This window comes from Pseudomonas sp. LBUM1646 (assembly GCF_059716165.1).
Window position 1 is genome coordinate 6,525,271 of record NZ_CP166810.1, and the last position, 15,609, is coordinate 6,540,879.

At 59.5% G+C, this 15,609-nt stretch carries 15 protein-coding genes; 9 read left to right on the forward strand and 6 right to left on the reverse strand.

Going from position 1 to position 15,609, the window contains the following annotated elements; genetic code table 11:
* Positions 1-63: 63 nt before the first annotated feature.
* Both ACA071_RS29795 and ACA071_RS29800 read right to left on the reverse strand, forming a co-directional pair.
* Positions 64-918 carry a sulfurtransferase gene (locus ACA071_RS29795; protein WP_497642292.1) on the reverse strand — a complete coding sequence of 285 codons (855 nt, stop codon included), beginning with the start codon at positions 916-918 and terminating at the stop codon, positions 64-66.
* 33 nt (positions 919-951) lie between these two features.
* Positions 952-1,623: a TetR/AcrR family transcriptional regulator gene (locus tag ACA071_RS29800; RefSeq protein WP_497642293.1), complete on the reverse strand. Its 672-nt coding sequence runs from the start codon at positions 1,621-1,623 to the stop codon at positions 952-954.
* A 147-nt stretch (positions 1,624-1,770) separates the two neighbouring features.
* Between ACA071_RS29800 and ACA071_RS29805 the strand changes: the two genes are divergently transcribed.
* The 5 genes from ACA071_RS29805 (at position 1,771) to ACA071_RS29825 (ending at position 6,464) form a co-directional block, all read left to right on the forward strand.
* Positions 1,771-3,201: a coniferyl aldehyde dehydrogenase gene (locus tag ACA071_RS29805; RefSeq protein WP_497642294.1), complete on the forward strand. Its 1,431-nt coding sequence runs from the start codon at positions 1,771-1,773 to the stop codon at positions 3,199-3,201.
* A gap of 28 nt (positions 3,202-3,229) precedes the next feature.
* Positions 3,230-3,775, forward strand: coding sequence for a twin-arginine translocation pathway signal protein (locus tag ACA071_RS29810; protein WP_497642295.1), 546 nt, complete (start codon positions 3,230-3,232; stop codon positions 3,773-3,775).
* 76 nt (positions 3,776-3,851) lie between these two features.
* Complete coding sequence (locus ACA071_RS29815; RefSeq protein WP_497642296.1) at positions 3,852-5,447, forward strand: GMC family oxidoreductase; 1,596 nt, start codon at positions 3,852-3,854, stop codon at positions 5,445-5,447.
* A gap of 115 nt (positions 5,448-5,562) precedes the next feature.
* Positions 5,563-6,042, forward strand: a complete 480-nt coding sequence (gene coaD, locus ACA071_RS29820) for a pantetheine-phosphate adenylyltransferase (protein ID WP_007945531.1) — start codon at positions 5,563-5,565, stop codon at positions 6,040-6,042.
* A 170-nt stretch (positions 6,043-6,212) separates the two neighbouring features.
* Complete coding sequence (locus tag ACA071_RS29825; protein WP_048722619.1) at positions 6,213-6,464, forward strand: YfhL family 4Fe-4S dicluster ferredoxin; 252 nt, start codon at positions 6,213-6,215, stop codon at positions 6,462-6,464.
* Between the two features lie 91 nt (positions 6,465-6,555).
* On the opposite strand, the gene ACA071_RS29830 is transcribed toward ACA071_RS29825, so the two are convergent.
* Genes ACA071_RS29830 through ACA071_RS29840 form a run of 3 tightly spaced genes read right to left on the reverse strand, consistent with a single transcriptional unit; the run spans position 6,556 to position 8,605 of the window.
* Entirely contained in the window at positions 6,556-6,879 is a 324-nt protein-coding gene (locus tag ACA071_RS29830) for a multidrug transporter (RefSeq protein WP_497642297.1), read from the reverse strand.
* 54 nt (positions 6,880-6,933) lie between these two features.
* Positions 6,934-7,746 (reverse strand): bifunctional DNA-formamidopyrimidine glycosylase/DNA-(apurinic or apyrimidinic site) lyase, encoded by an 813-nt coding sequence (gene mutM / locus ACA071_RS29835; RefSeq protein WP_497642298.1) that lies wholly within the window; start codon positions 7,744-7,746, stop codon positions 6,934-6,936.
* Positions 7,747-7,789: 43 nt separating this feature from the next.
* Entirely contained in the window at positions 7,790-8,605 is an 816-nt protein-coding gene (locus ACA071_RS29840) for an HDOD domain-containing protein (RefSeq protein ID WP_497645403.1), read from the reverse strand.
* 229 nt (positions 8,606-8,834) lie between these two features.
* Between ACA071_RS29840 and ACA071_RS29845 the strand changes: the two genes are divergently transcribed.
* From ACA071_RS29845 to ACA071_RS29860, 4 genes are all read left to right on the forward strand, one after another.
* Positions 8,835-10,031: a class I SAM-dependent rRNA methyltransferase gene (locus tag ACA071_RS29845; RefSeq protein ID WP_497642299.1), complete on the forward strand. Its 1,197-nt coding sequence runs from the start codon at positions 8,835-8,837 to the stop codon at positions 10,029-10,031.
* 425 nt (positions 10,032-10,456) lie between these two features.
* Complete coding sequence (locus ACA071_RS29850) at positions 10,457-11,533, forward strand: SagB family peptide dehydrogenase (protein ID WP_497642300.1); 1,077 nt, start codon at positions 10,457-10,459, stop codon at positions 11,531-11,533.
* Positions 11,530-12,495, forward strand: coding sequence for a diiron oxygenase (locus ACA071_RS29855; RefSeq protein ID WP_497642301.1), 966 nt, complete (start codon positions 11,530-11,532; stop codon positions 12,493-12,495). Before ACA071_RS29850 ends, ACA071_RS29855 begins: the two co-directional genes overlap by 4 nt.
* Positions 12,488-13,693: a multidrug effflux MFS transporter gene (locus tag ACA071_RS29860; RefSeq protein WP_497642302.1), complete on the forward strand. Its 1,206-nt coding sequence runs from the start codon at positions 12,488-12,490 to the stop codon at positions 13,691-13,693. Before ACA071_RS29855 ends, ACA071_RS29860 begins: the two co-directional genes overlap by 8 nt.
* Before the next feature lie 15 nt (positions 13,694-13,708).
* Here the strand turns inward: ACA071_RS29860 and ACA071_RS29865 are convergent, their stop codons facing one another.
* Complete coding sequence (locus ACA071_RS29865; protein ID WP_497642303.1) at positions 13,709-15,400, reverse strand: DUF4153 domain-containing protein; 1,692 nt, start codon at positions 15,398-15,400, stop codon at positions 13,709-13,711.
* Positions 15,401-15,609 lie beyond the last annotated feature (209 nt).

Sequence of the window (15,609 nt, forward strand, 5' to 3'; positions counted from 1 at the left end):
GGCAGCGCCTACAGGAATACTCGTCCCATGTAGGCGCTGCCGCAGGCTGCGATCTTTTGATCTTCATTCGCCGGTAGCGATGCCCCGCGCCGGCTCATTGATCCACTCGCTCCACGATCCCGCATACAACGCCGCCAACGGATAACCCGCCAGGCACAACGCAAACAGGTTGTGGCAAGCCGTCACGCCAGAGCCGCAATACGCCACCAGTTCCGTCGGCGAGCGATCACCGAGTTTCGCGGCAAACCGTTGCTTGAGCTGATCAGCCGGGAGGAAGCGCCCGTCACTGCCCAGATTCTCGGTGAACGCCGCGCATTGCGCGCCGGGGATGTGCCCGGCAATCGGGTCGATCGGTTCCACTTCGCCCTTGAAGCGCGGCAAGGCGCGGGCGTCGAGCAGGGTCAACGCAGGCTGGCCGAGACGCTGCTGGAGTTGTTCGGCACTGAGCAACAATGATGCATCCGGCGTACCCGTGAAGTTGCCACGCAGTACGGAAGGCGCATCGAGACTCAAGGGCAGCCCGGCCGCGTGCCAGGCCTTGAGCCCGCCGTCGAGGATGAACACGCCATCGCGCTTGCCCAGCCAGGCCAGCAGCCACCAGGCCCGCGCCGCATAGGCACCGGGACCGTCGTCGTACAAAACCACATCACTATCAGCGTTGATGCCCCAGGCTTGCAGGCGTTCGATCAGGTCTTCGGGCTCAGGCAACGGATGGCGCCCGGTGACGCCCTTGACGATCGTCCCGCTCAGATCACGCTCCAGATCGGCAAAGCTCGACCCGGCGATATGCCCTTCGGCATAGCTGCGCTGACCGTAGTCCGGGTCTTCGAGGGCAAAACGACAATCCAGAATCACCAGCCCCGGCTGCTCCTTCTTCAGGTCCAGTGCTTGCGGGCTGATCAGTTGCGCAATGGGCATAACGGGCTCCTGTGCTTAAGTCGGTGTTTGATCCTACTGCACTTCTTCCAGGGCTTGGGCCAGTGGCACGTAAAACTCTTCGAACAGTGCATTCACCGCATCGCGTGACTGATCAGTAACGAACCCGGCTTCCAGCACCAACACCTGATACACGCCACGTTTAATCGCTTGTTCGCTCAAGTGATTGGAATTTTCCCGCGTGGTGCACAGAAAACGCACCCAGGAGGTGAGGATGATCCAGGCGTTGAGCGTCAGGGATTCGATCTGCACGCGATCCATGTTCAGGATGCCGGCCGCGACGAACCCTTCGTAGATGGCGGTGCCCTGAATCAGGCAGCGTTGGGAAAAGCGCCGGTAACGGGCGGCCAGCTCCGGATCGCTATCGAGTAAATGTTCGAGGTCGCGGTGCAGGAACCGGTAGCGCCACATGGCCGACAGCAGCTCCTGGAGGTAGTAGCGCTTGTCCTCCACCGTGGCCGCACGGCCCTGGGGCGGGCGCAGGAAGCTGTCCACCAGGGTTTCGTACTCACTGAACAACACGGCGATGATCGCCTGCTTGTTGGGGAAGTGGTAGTACAGGTTGCCCGGGGAAATTTCCATGTGGGCAGCAATGTGGTTGGTGCTGATGCTGCGCTCGCCCTGCTGATTGAACAGCTCCAGGCTGTTCTGCACGATGCGCTCGCTGGTTTTGATCCTGGGGGCCATGGCTTGAGCTTTAATTCAGAGGGCGGTGACGGGCATCTTACGACCTATCCGTGAACGGATAAAACAAAGCTGCGTCAGGATGTCATTTGACTTTATAGAGCATAGACTCTAAATAGTCCCTCATTACAATAAAATCCGGAGCCGACCATGAGTGCCGACATCGCCTACCTGCAGAACCTACAGCAGCCTTTGGACGAGCTCCAGACTTTGTTCGATGCGCAACGCGCCGCGTACGCCGCCAACCCGATGCCGCCGGCCGCCCAACGCCAGCAATGGCTCAAGGCATTGCGCGATCTCTTGAGTAATGAACGACAGGCCCTGATCGACGCCATCAGCCAGGATTTCAGCCATCGCAGTGCCGACGAAACCCTGCTCGCCGAACTGATGCCCAGCCTGCACGGCATTCATTACGCCAGCCAGCACCTCAAAGGCTGGATGAAACCGTCGCGGCGCAAGGTCGGCATCGCGTTTCAACCCGCTTCAGCCAAAGTCGTTTACCAGCCATTGGGCGTAGTCGGCGTGATCGTGCCCTGGAACTATCCGTTGTACCTGGCTATCGGGCCGTTGGTGGGGGCGTTGGCGGCGGGTAACCGGGTGATGCTCAAACTCAGCGAATCCACGCCCGCCACCGGTTTGCTGCTCAAGGAACTGCTCGCGCGGATCTTTCCTGCGGATCTGGTCTGCGTGGTGCTGGGCGAAGCCGATATTGGCGTCGCGTTCTCCCGGCTGCGTTTCGATCACTTGTTGTTTACCGGCGCCACCAGCATTGGCAAACACGTGATGCGCGCGGCGGCCGAGAACCTGACCCCGGTAACCCTCGAACTGGGCGGCAAGTCCCCGGCCATCGTGTCCCGCGACGTGCCGCTCAAGGACGCCGCCGAACGCATCGCATTCGGCAAGACCCTCAACGCCGGGCAAACCTGCGTGGCCCCGGACTACGTGCTGGTGCCGGAAGACCGCGTTGGCTCCTTCGTCGAAGCTTATCGCCAGGCGGTTCGCGGGTTTTATCCGACCCTGGCCGACAACCCGGACTACACCGCCATCATCAATGACCGACAACTGGCGCGGCTCAACGGCTACCTCAGCGACGCCACCAGCAAAGGTGCGCTGTTGATTCCGCTGTTCGACCAGGGCCAGGGCCGACGCATGGGCCATAGCCTTTTGCTCAACGTCAGCGACGATATGACGGTGATGCAGGACGAAATCTTCGGCCCGGTGCTGCCGATCGTGCCGTACACCGATCTGGATCAGGCGTTTGCCTACATCAACCAACGGCCTCGTCCGCTGGCGCTGTACTACTTCGGCTACGACAAGCGCGAGCAGAATCGCGTGCTCCACGAAACCCATTCCGGTGGCGTTTGCCTCAATGACACATTGCTGCACGTCGCTCAGGACGACATGCCGTTCGGCGGCATCGGTGCCTCAGGCATGGGCCATTACCACGGCCACGAAGGCTTTCTGACCTTCAGCAAGGCCAAGGGTGTGCTGATCAAACAGCGCTTCAACGCGGCGAAGCTGATTTACCCGCCGTATGGCAAGTCCATTCAGAAACTGATCCAGAAGCTGTTTATCCGCTAACCATCATCATCGCCGGGTAATAACAATAATGAACCCAAGCCTGTCCGCTACACCCGCGCTGTCACGGCGCGGCCTGCTGAAATTCAGCTTCGGTGCCAGCGCCTTTCTTGCCACCGCCGGGTTGGGAGCCAGCCTTAGCGGCTGCTCGTCGAGCATCCCGGCCAATGGTTTTGCGATTCTGCGCAGCGGCGACCTGCTGTTTTTGCGCGCGCTGATCCCGGTGATGCTCGACGGCGCCGTAGCGGCCGAGAAAATGCCGGCCGCCGTCGATGGCACCCTGAAAACCCTGGATAACGGCCTCAATCATCTGTCGCCGGAGATGCTCAAACTGACTCAACAGCTGTTCGATGTGCTCGGCATGGCCGTGACCCGCGGGCCGCTGACCGGGATCTGGGGCAGTTGGGAAAACGCTTCCGCCGATGAGATCCGGCACTTCCTCGACCGCTGGGAAAACAGCTCGTTGAGCCTGCTGCGCATGGGGCATAGCTCATTACTGCAACTGGTGATGATGGCGTGGTACAGCCGGCCGGAGTCTTGGGCGCATTGCGGGTATCCGGGGCCGCCTACCGTTTGAAACCGTGTCGGCCCTATCGCGAGCAAGCTCGCTCCCACAGGACGGCGTACATCCAAAATAAGAAGAGAACCTGAACATGCCCGTACCCGATCCGTTCCGCGAAGGCCTGGCCCGTGGCTGGAAAACCTACAACGGCGCGCAATTGACCCAGGACCTGACCCTGGAAGCGGACGTGGCGATCATCGGCAGCGGTGCCGGCGGTGGCACCACGGCGGAAATCCTCAGCGCTGCCGGCTACAAGGTGTTGCTGATCGAAGAAGGCCCGCTCAAGACCAGCAGCGACTTCAAAATGCTCGAAGACCAGGCCTACGCCAGCCTCTATCAGGAAGGCATCGGCCGCATGAGCAAGGATGGCGCGATCACTATTCTTCAGGGCCGCGCGGTCGGCGGCACCACGCTGATCAACTGGACCTCAAGCTTTCGAACGCCGGACCCGACCCTGGAACACTGGGCTAATGAGCACAACGTCAAAGGCCACAGCCCGGCCGAGATGGCGCCGTGGTTCGAAAAAATGGAACAACGCCTGGGCGTCGCCCCGTGGAGGGTTCCGCCCAACGCCAACAATGATGTGATCCGCAAAGGCTGCGAGCAGCTCGGATACAGCTGGCACGTGATCCCGCGCAACGTGCGCGGCTGCTGGAACCTTGGCTACTGCGGCATGGGCTGCCCGACCAACGCCAAGCAATCGATGATGGTGACGACCATTCCGGCGACCCTGGAAAAGGGTGGCGAGCTGCTTTACCTGGCCCGCGCCGAAAAGTTGTCGATCAAGGACGGCAAGGTCACCGGCCTCAATTGCGTGGCGATGGATGAGCGTTGCGTGGCGCCGACCGGTCGCACCATCACGGTCAAGGCCCGGCATTACGTGCTCGCGGGTGGCGGAATCAACAGCCCTGCGTTACTGCTGCGTTCCGATGCACCCGACCCGCACAAACGGCTGGGCACCCGGACCTTCCTGCATTTGGTGAACATGTCCGCCGGGCTGTTCGACGAGGTGATCAACCCGTTCTACGGCGCGCCACAGTCGATTTATTCCGACCATTTCCAATGGCAGGACGGCCCCACCGGCAAAATGTCCTACAAGCTCGAAGTACCGCCCCTGCAACCGGCGTTGGCGGCGACCTTGCTCGGCGGCTTCGGTAAAGAAAACTCACAACACATGGCAAACCTGCCCCACACCCACGCCATGCTGGCGTTACTGCGTGACGGTTTTCACCCGGACAGCCCCGGCGGCTGCGTCGAGTTGCGCGGCGATGGTACGCCGGTGCTCGATTATCAGGTTTCGCCCTACGCCTGGGACGGTTTGCGCCGGGCGTTCCATAGCATGGCCGAGATCCAGTTCGCCGGTGGCGCCAAAGCGGTGATGCCGATGCACGCCGATGCGCGTTACGTGAAAACCCTCGCCGAGGCTCGCGCCTTGATCGATGGTTTGAGCCTTGAGCTGTATCGCACGCGGCTGGGCAGTGCCCATGTGATGGGCGGTTGTGCGATGGGTGAAGAGCCGAAATTCGCCGTCACCGACAGCCTCGGCCGGCATCACCAACTCAGCAACCTGTCGATCCACGATGGCTCGCTATTCCCCACCAGCATTGGCGCAAACCCGCAATTGTCGGTCTACGGGCTGACGGCGCAACTGGCGACGGCGTTGGCCGAACGTCTGAAAAACCCATGAAAAACCACAATATTCCTATCGTCTATAGTGCTTTCTTACCTAACAGGCGACTTTCCCGACCGGGAAGGCTGCGATACCATCCGAGTCCCCAACGGACTCCCGCCAGGACGACGCGATGAACCGAGTGTTGTACCCAGGTACCTTCGACCCTATTACCAAGGGCCATGGCGATCTGGTCGAACGCGCCGCGCGCCTGTTCGATCATGTGATCATCGCCGTCGCTGCCAGCCCGAAGAAAAACCCGTTGTTTCCCCTGGAACAGCGCGTGGAGCTGGCCCGCGAGGTCACTAAACATCTGCCCAACGTTGAAGTCGTCGGCTTCTCGACGCTGCTGGCACACTTCGCCAAAGAGAAGAACGCCAACGTGTTCCTGCGTGGTTTGCGCGCGGTGTCGGACTTCGAATACGAATTCCAACTGGCCAACATGAACCGCCAACTGGCGCCGGACGTGGAAAGCCTGTTTCTTACACCGTCCGAGCGTTATTCGTTCATTTCCTCGACGCTGGTGCGTGAAATCGCAGCCCTGGGCGGCGATATCACCAAGTTTGTCCACCCAGCGGTGGCGGATGCCCTCACCGAACGCTTCAAGAAGTAGGAGCTGCCGAAGGCTGCGATCTTTTGGGGCTAACACCCCAATTCTGGCAGCCACCGCAGACTGCGATCCCCTGCACTTGATCGCGCCCGCGTGCACTGCGGGCGCCAATGCGGCACAATTGCGCGCATTGGTTTATTGCGCCCGGGCCTGCCGCCCCGGCTGGAGTTAGCATGTCCCTGATCATCACCGACGATTGCATCAACTGCGACGTCTGCGAACCCGAGTGCCCGAACGCCGCCATTTCCCAGGGCGAGGAGATCTACGTGATCGACCCGAACCTGTGCACCCAGTGTGTCGGCCACTATGACGAGCCGCAGTGCCAACAGGTCTGCCCGGTGGATTGCATTCCGCTGGATGAAGCCCATCCGGAGACTGAAGAGCAGTTGATGGCGAAGTATCGGGTCATTACCGGTAAGGCTTAAAAAGCAAAAAGATCGCAGCCTTCGGCAGCTACAGGATTAATGCGATCCCATGTAGGCGCTGCCGAAGGCTGCGATCTTTTAATCTTGATATTCACTCCCGCTGCTCAAACCCCTCCCCGATACACCCCAGACACCGCACAAACGCCGCTTTCGCCGGATCGACCACCAACGCCTGCCCCGCATCGCCTACACCGCCACCCAACGCGGTAAACGGCAACGACACCACAAACACACCCGCACCAATCACTGTCGCCGCAACCAGCAAAGGTCGGGCAATCAGCAAATCGCCGATCATGGCGTAGGCCGGTGGGTTTTGGATGGTGTAGCGCGGGTCGCCGCTGCCGTTGTCAGCCGCCAGCGCGGGCAGACCGACGCTCAGCAGCATGGTGACGACAAAGGTTCGAAACGAATTCATGGCACGGTCCTTCGGCTAGGCAGTGAGAACACTGACTATAGACCGTCGCACGTATCAGCTCTGGCAACGTGGGCAAAAGACGCTGGCGCGCTGGCCCAGCTTCACGTCCCGCAGCTCCGTGCCGCAGACTTTGCAGGGTTGACTGCCGCGCCCGTAGACGAACAGTTCCTGCTGAAAATAACCCGGCTGGCCGTCGCCGCCGATAAAGTCGCGCAACGTGGTGCCGCCACGCTCGATGGCGTGGGCGAGGATGCGTTTGATCTCGATCGCCAGTTTCAGATAACGCGCCCGGGAAATGCTCTTGGCTTCACGGCGCGGGTCGATGCCGGCAGCGAACAACGCTTCTGTCGCATAGATATTGCCGACACCCACTACCACCGCGTTGTCCATGATGAACGGCTTGACCGCCATCGAGCGGTTGCGCGATTGCTGGAACAATCGATCGCCATCGAACAGGTCGGTCAACGGCTCCGGCCCCAGACGAATCAATAATTCGTGATTGAACGGGTCGAGACTCCAGAGCATCGCGCCAAACCGACGCGGGTCGGTGTAACGCAGGGCCAGGCCCGACTCCAGTTCGATATCCACATGTTCATGCTTGGCCGCTGGCGAACCCACTTCCACCAGCCGCAGGTTGCCCGACATGCCCAGATGGCTGATCAACGTGCCGACCTCGGCATTGATCAACAGGTACTTGGCGCGTCGTTCCACCAGCACGATGCGCTGGCCGGACAGGCGCACGTCCAGGTCTTCGGGGATCGGCCAGCGCAGTCGCCGCTCACGCACGATAACCCGGCTGACACGTTGGCCTTCCAGGTGCGGGGCGATGCCCCGGCGGGTGGTTTCGACTTCTGGCAGTTCAGGCATGGTGCTCTCGAATCAGACGCTTTTAATCATCAAGACCGGGCCCTCAGTGATGAGTGCCGAGGTCGCGAATCGTTTGCTTCAGGGTCTCGAAATCGTAATCCGACAAGCCGACATAATCGAGCACCAAAGGCCCGACGCTGTTCCACTCGTGGTCTTCGTTCTGGTTGCCCAGCACTCGATAGGACGCGCAAATGTGCTCGGCCATTTTCAGGATCGACAGCAGGTTTTTCATCTGCGTGTTGCGCGAAGACTCATCGGTGAAGATCGCCAGGGCATTGTGGTGATTGGCGATGGCTGCGGTGATGTGTTCCGGCAGGCGCCAGGACTTAGCGGTGTAGTAGCCGACCACCGCGTGGTTGGTGTTGAACACCCGGTTCTCGGTGTCCACGACCCGGCATTCGGGGCTCGCGCTGGCGTAGGCCTCTTCCAGGGTTTTCATGTACTCGGGAAAGCGCTTGAGCATCAGCGGCACGCCGCAGTCGTGGAACAGGCCCAGTGCATAAGCCTCGTCGCCCGCCTGGGAGCCGATGCGCTTGGCCAGGGTCAGGCAAGTCATCGCTACATCCTGGGCCGTGTCCCAGAACCGGTTCAGGGTCACGATGGTGTCATCGTTCATCTCGCCCTTGATCGACTGCGCGTTGATCAGGTTGATGATCGAACGGCTGCCCAGCAGATTCACCGCACGCTGGATCGAGGCGATCTTGTTACTCAAGCCGTAATACGGCGAGTTGACGATTTTCAGCAGCGCCCCGGAGAGGCCCGGGTCCTGGGAAATCAGCTTCGCGATCACCTCCAGGTCCGGATCGGGCATGTACTGTTCCATCTGCAGATCCACCATGATCTGCGGCTGGGCCGGCACGCTGATGCCTTGCAGGGACTGTTGAATCTGTTCGGAACTCAGCTCTTGGGACATAAGTACACACTCTGGGACAGGCGCCGATTCTAACCCTTATAAAGTTGGATCCGACACATTGGCCGGCAGATCGCTGAAAATTTCATCGATTGTGCAGCATCGCCACAGGTCTATCTGCCAAGCCGAGGCCTTGCGCAACACGCTATACTCCCGCTCTTTTTTCCGGAGCGACGTCATGTCCCTGCCTAGCCTGCGCCTTAAAGCCAACGCCGACCGTCGCCTGCGAAACGGCCACCTGTGGGTCTACAGCAACGAAATCGACGTGGCCGCCACCCCGTTGCACGGCTTCAAGGCCGGTGACCAGGCGATCCTCGAAGCCGCCGGCGGCAAGCCGCTGGGCATCGTCGCCATGAGCCCGAACAACCTGATCTGCGCCCGCCTGCTGTCGCGCGACATCAAGTTGCCGCTGGACAAATCGCTGCTGGTGCATCGCCTGAACGTCGCCCTGTCCCTGCGCGATCGCCTGTTCGACAAGCCGTTCTATCGCCTGGTCTACGGTGATTCCGACCTGTTGCCAGGCCTGGTCGTCGACCGTTTCGGCGACATCCTGGTGGTGCAGATCGCTTCGGCGACCATGGAAGCCCATAAAGACGACGTGATCGCGGCGCTGACCCAAGTGCTCAAGCCAAGCGGCATTCTGTTCAAGAACGACTCCGCCGCCCGTGACGCCGAAGGCCTCAACCGTTACGTCGAAACCGTGTTCGGCCTGGTGCCGGAGTGGGTTGCGCTGGAAGAGAACGGCGTGAAATTCGAAGCACCGGTCATCCAGGGCCAGAAAACCGGCTGGTTCTACGACCACCGCATGAACCGCGCGCGCCTGGCCCCTTACGCCAAAGGCAAACGCGTGCTGGACCTGTATAGCTACATCGGCGGCTGGGGCGTGCAAGCCGCCACGTTCGGCGCCAGTGAAGTGTTCTGCGTCGACTCCTCGGCCTTCGCCCTCGACGGCGTCGAGCGCAACGCCGCGCTGAACGGCGTCGCCGAGAAAATGACCTGCGTCGAAGGTGATGTGTTTGAAGCCCTGAAAGAGCTGAAAGCCAGCGAAGAGCGTTTCGACGTGATCGTGGCCGACCCGCCGGCGTTCATCAAACGCAAGAAAGACATGAAGAACGGCGAAGGCGCCTACCGTCGCCTGAACGAGCAAGCCATGCGCCTGCTCAGCAAGGACGGCATCCTGATCAGCGCTTCGTGCTCGATGCACCTGCCGGAAGATGACCTGCAGAACATCCTGCTGACCAGCGCCCGTCACCTGGACCGCAACATCCAGATGCTGGAACGCGGCGGTCAGGGCCCGGATCACCCGGTACACCCGGCCATTGCCGAAACCCGCTACATCAAAAGCATCACCTGCCGCCTGCTGCCAAACAGCTGATAACGCCGGTTAGACGGGGAGCCAGCAGGCTCCCCGTTTGCTTTCTTCCCTACTGAATCCTTCTATTTCTTACACTTGCCGTCCTACTGACGTGCAGGAAGTTTCCCTGCATTCTTTATTCTAAAGAATAAGACTTACAAGCACTCTTCAACCTAAAGATCGCTCCCACAAAATTACTGGATATTTCCTACCAATTTACCCCTTGATAAGAACTCATTACAAACTATGATTGAGTTGTCACCAAGCGGTGGCACTCACTATCACTTACAAGGAGTTAAAAACATGAAAGCAGTTACTCTGGAAACCAACAAAATCGCTAACCTGGCTTTTCTGGTTGCACCAAAAGCCCGTTAAGTAAGTGAGACGCTGGGGAGTGCCGGCTACCCAGCGTTTTCTATGGCACAGCCCAGAGCGAACCGCCCATCATGCATATAAACCCTTATCTATTCATACTGCCTCGCACACCCGGCCAAATAGTCTGGGACTACAGGAGCCACAAGCAATTCGAACTAAACCTGGAATATTCAACCCGACTTGCACAACTTATCGACAACCCTGAAATATTCGACAACGACAATATAATAGACAGTCAATTCCTGAACACAGGAATACTCTCAACTTCAACACAAGATACGCACAACTGGGGCTGGGATGAACTATCCAAAATATTTCATATCGGCACCAAGAACATACCTTGCGAATATATCCCGCAGAACATTCATGAATGGTCGAGACACTATCTGGACCATTGCAACGAAGTATTGACCTCCAGCGCACCCGACACCGCGCTCGCGCACCGTACGGCCGGCGGGCTGATTGCCCTGCCTGCGCCTTCCGGGTTGCCGGCCGATAGCCTCGGCAATGCTCTGGTCAGCCGCAAGACCTTCCGGTCTTTCACCGGTGAAGCGGTTTCCCTCGGCGACATCAGCACGTTGCTTTACCTGTCCCTCGGCTACCTTAAAGAGCGCGAAGCCGATATCGATGAAACGGTCGCCGAAGGCCTTACCGCCCGCCGCAGTAGCCCTTCGGGTGGAGGATTGAATGCCTGCGAGGGTTTTCTTCATGTGCAAAACGTCATTGGCCTGGAACCGGGGCTCTACGCCTACCATCCAGCCGATCATGCATTGAGCTTCGTCAACCCACTGTCCGGCTCGCCGCTGGGTCAGCTGCTCTGCGGGCAACACTTCATCAACAACCTGCCTGTGGGTCTGTTCATCAGCGCGCGCTTCGACAAACTGTGGTGGAAATACCAGCACTCCCGCGCCTACCGAATGGCTTACGTCGAGGTTGGTCATATTTCCCAGACCTTCCAACTGGTAGCTACCGCACTGGGTCTGAACACCTGGCTGACGGGGGCACTGACGGACGATCAGGTCGAAATGCTGCTGGGGCTCGAAGAAAGCGCGGAGCAACCGTTGTTTTTTGTCGGCTGCGGCCAGAGCGATGGGCAGGTGATGTGCAAGGAGTTAAAAGCGCTGCTGAACGAGGGCCTGCAACAATGACCGGCGTTTCCTCTCTGCCGGATTCCTGGGCACAGCGTTTCACCCTTGGCGAATGGAACACCCGAGCCTCGGTACGGGCCAGCGAGCACACCTATCTGTTGCCGTCGGACCTGAAACTACAACTGGAAACACGACACTGGTTTCCGCCGACCTTTCTGCCTTACCTCCGCCACCCAAACATCGCTGCAGCGGACCGATCGATCATCCATCGCTTATCGGCCAATCACCTGGTGTATTTCCTCGACTACACCACCCTGCTTGAACATCGCATCGTCAACCGCGCCGTGGAAACCATCGTCCACGGTGAGCTGGATGTCAGCATTCCACAGCGAATGAAAACCGCCGCCTTGCAGCTCTACACCGACGAAGGTTTCCACGCGCTGTTCTCCAACAGCCTCGCCGAGCAGATTGCCGATCATTACGGCATCACCCAGCGGCCAGCGATGCCACAGCGGATAACCCGGCTGAATGCCCTGCTCGACCAGACTCCGGATCGGCACAAGGCGCTGGCCTGGTTTTTGGTCGGTTTCGTCTCGGAGACGATCATCGCCAGGGAATTGCTCGAGGTTTGCCGTGACGCGCTAGTCTCCAGCGTCCAGGAAATGCTCAGGGACCACCTCACGGATGAAGCACGGCACAGTCGTTATTTTTCAGAAGTGTTCCATTATCTGTGGCTGACCTTGAACAGCAGTCAACGCACGTTCAGCGCCAAACTGCTGGTGGAGATCATCCTGCTGTTCTTTGAAGTCGATGAGCGATGGCTGAAGGAAAGCCTGCACAGCGCGGGTCTGAACAATGCCTCTATCGCAGACATTCTCGATGGGCTGACAGGCATGCAAGCCACCGTGCTGCGGGCTCGCTCAGGGGCTGGCGCCACGCTCCAGGCATTACACAGTGCAGGGTTCTTCGACCTGCGCGCCAACCAGCAACTTTTCGCACAGGTGGGACTCGTCGATGGATGAAGGAAAATCTGCTGTCAGTCTTGATAAACGTCGGGCCGCGGTCATCCTGTTAATGACCATGGTGTTGCTCGGGGTCTTTCCGCTGGATGTTCTGCTGCCTTCATTTCCGGCACTGGCCGAACACTTTCGGACCACTCCGGCCGATATTGCGTTATCCATCAGCCTGTTCGCCGTCGGCATCTCCTTGTCTCAACTGCTGATCGGGCCGCTGTCTGACACCATTGGGCGCAAGGGCCTGCTGCTGTCGGGAATGGCCGTCGCGATCATCGGCGCGGCCGGCTGCCTGCTCTCCACCGAGTATTCCTGGTTCCTGCTGTTCCGTGTGGTCCAGGCCGTCGGCTGCGGCTGCTTCGTGCTCACTCAAGCCCTGGTTCAAGACCTGTTCGAAGGCAAGGATCGGGATCGCTTGAGGATACTTTTGGTGACCGCCAGCGGCATCTTCATTTCCATTTCGCCACTGGCCGGGACCCTGTTGCAACAAGCCATGGACTGGCCCGGAAGCTTCGTGATCTTCATCGTCCTGGCCGGCGCGGTGTTTCTGAAAGCCTGCCTGTTTCTTGAAAACCAGCGTCCGGCCAACGTCATGCGACGGGGCATCGTCCAGTCATACCGCCTGGTCTACCGCGATGCCGGGTTTATGGGCTATTGGCTGATCGCCTCGATTGCCTTTGCCTGCCATTTTTCCTTTATTGTCATTTCGCCGCTGATTTTCATGGAGCAGTTGCACCACACGCCCTACGAATTCTCGCTGACCCTGTTGCTTTATGGTCTGGCCTACATCATCGGCGGCACCGTCGCCCGGGTTCTCGGCGGTCGGATCGCGCCCAATACACAGATCTTCGTGGGCCTGGGCCTGATCTTCTTTTCGGGTCTGGTGATGCTGGTGCTTTCAACGTTGCTGGGGCTGTCGACCTTCACCGTGCTGATCCCGATGATCATCTGCACCGCCGGCACCACCATCGCTCGTCCTGTGGCCACCTCGATGGCGATGGAGGTTTTTCCGGACATGGCCGGCACCTCGGCGTCGGCCGGCAATTCCCTGGTATTCATCTCGGGCGGCCTGATCAGCGCCCTGATCAGCCTGAGTCCCTTCGAGTTGCAATTGACGCTGGCACTCGGTTTCATCGTCTTGAGCAGCCTCGGGCTGGTCGTGGGCAGTCAAATTCGCCCGCGCAGCCCGGCCTTGAGCGAAGCCTGAAGCGGGCGCTCGACGTCATTGCGCCTCAGGTTCGGGAGCCAACGTGAGATCGCCTATTTGCACGCTCTTATAGCGCGGCTCGATGACCTTGAAGTCTCCGGCACGCAGCCGATCCAGGTTCTGCGGCGAGAGATTGGCGCCCAACAACACGGTGACGTATTGCCACTCACCGTCAGCTGCGCGTTTATAGAGCATCGCCCGGTGGTCCCACGGTTGCTGATTGAATTGCACCACTTCAGCCTGGCCATCGCCATCAAGGTCGACCCCCCACATCACGCAGCCATCATCCTGGCACTGAAGCTTGCGACTGTTGAGGCTGATAAATTGCTCGCTGCCGTCCACTTTCGGACCGATCCATTCCAGGTTCACAGGGCTCGGTGTATAGGGCCGAGGCTCAACCGTGGACTCACCGGGAGTGTTTTTAATCTGCGCGCGTAGCACCTCTCGCGAAGGAGCATCGAGCACCTCATCGCGTTCAAGCTGTTCGGACAACGCCTCGAACTGCCGCCGACCGGCCACTCCCAAACCATTGCGCAGATAATTGCTATCGAACGCCAGCACCGAGGTGCGGCCATCCAGCAAGCGGCGCACCTGATCCCGTGCGCTGAAGGATTGCCCATTGAACCAGGGCGTATTAATGAGCACCAATACCAGGCACACCGCCAAGGCCAGGGCCGGGTTGCTGCGCCGCAGCCCGTTTAGCCACAAGGCATTGCGTTGCACCACGGCCACCATCGCAGCCAGGCTGTACGCCGCGAAGATCGCGACCAGCAACAGACCGATAAAACGCCGGGGCGACAAGCCGTACTGCTCGACCCGCAGCCAGCTTGAATACCCGGACAACGCCACCAACACCGGCAAGCACAGCAAACCCGCCTCGACACAGCGCATCAGCCACGTCGGATAAGGCTTGGTCTGGCGCCCATCCTGGAACACCCCATTGAGCAAAAACAGATAAGTCCCCACCAGGCACAACAAAATCGGGGTCGAGTAGCCGGTCGCCCAGATCTTTTGCACGCCGGTAAAGGGCAATGTCACGGTAAACAGGACTGTGATCAGGGTGATCAACGGCAACAGGAAATGACAGGCCGCCAACAAGACGCCCCGCAACATGCCGATGACTCTTTCGTTGTGCAGTCCCAGGCGCATGGCCAGGGAAAATACAACCGACAGGCTGAGGCAAATAAAGACCCGGGAGGAGAACTGCTCGGCAAAAAAATCGATGCCCAGCATGAGGAACAATTTGCTCCAGAGCAGCAGCAACAAACTGAATACACCCGTCAGCATCAGCGCAAAAAACACCACGAACACATGGCTCCAGGCGCTGTGGAACAGATCATCGTAGGCCCAGCGCCGGCCGGTGCCCGATGGCCAACTGGCGAGAAACGCGCACACCACGTAGCTCAATGGCACGCCGGTTAACAACCAATTCTCCATCAACCATCGATCGCCGTAATCGAGGCCTGACTGTTGGACCCAGGAACTGATTGCCATCATCAACAGGCAAAATCCCAGCGTCAGGGCCAGAACCCGGCGGTCTTTGAGTTTGGGGCCGAGCAGTTGCAAGAGCAGCCCCCCAACCACCACCAACGTCAGGCTCGCCGCCAGCACGCCGCGGGACTCAAAAGACTCGACCTGCCAGAAAACCACCCCTTGGCACAGGCCGACGAGCAGGTAAAACCACAACGAGCGATTGAGCAGCGACATGCCAATTCCTTTTGGTGCGATTACGCGAAGGCCGGCAGTTTAGCCAAGCGTCCCGTGCGGTGATATCCCCCCGGGAGGCTCGCTCACCGTACCGATGGTCATCCCGCACACTGCGTCAGGGCGGGATCAACACTTTGAGCCATTCCCTCCTGACGCCAGCGGTGTAGAATCGCGAGATTCATCGCCATTCATCCCCCGGCGGGTTTATG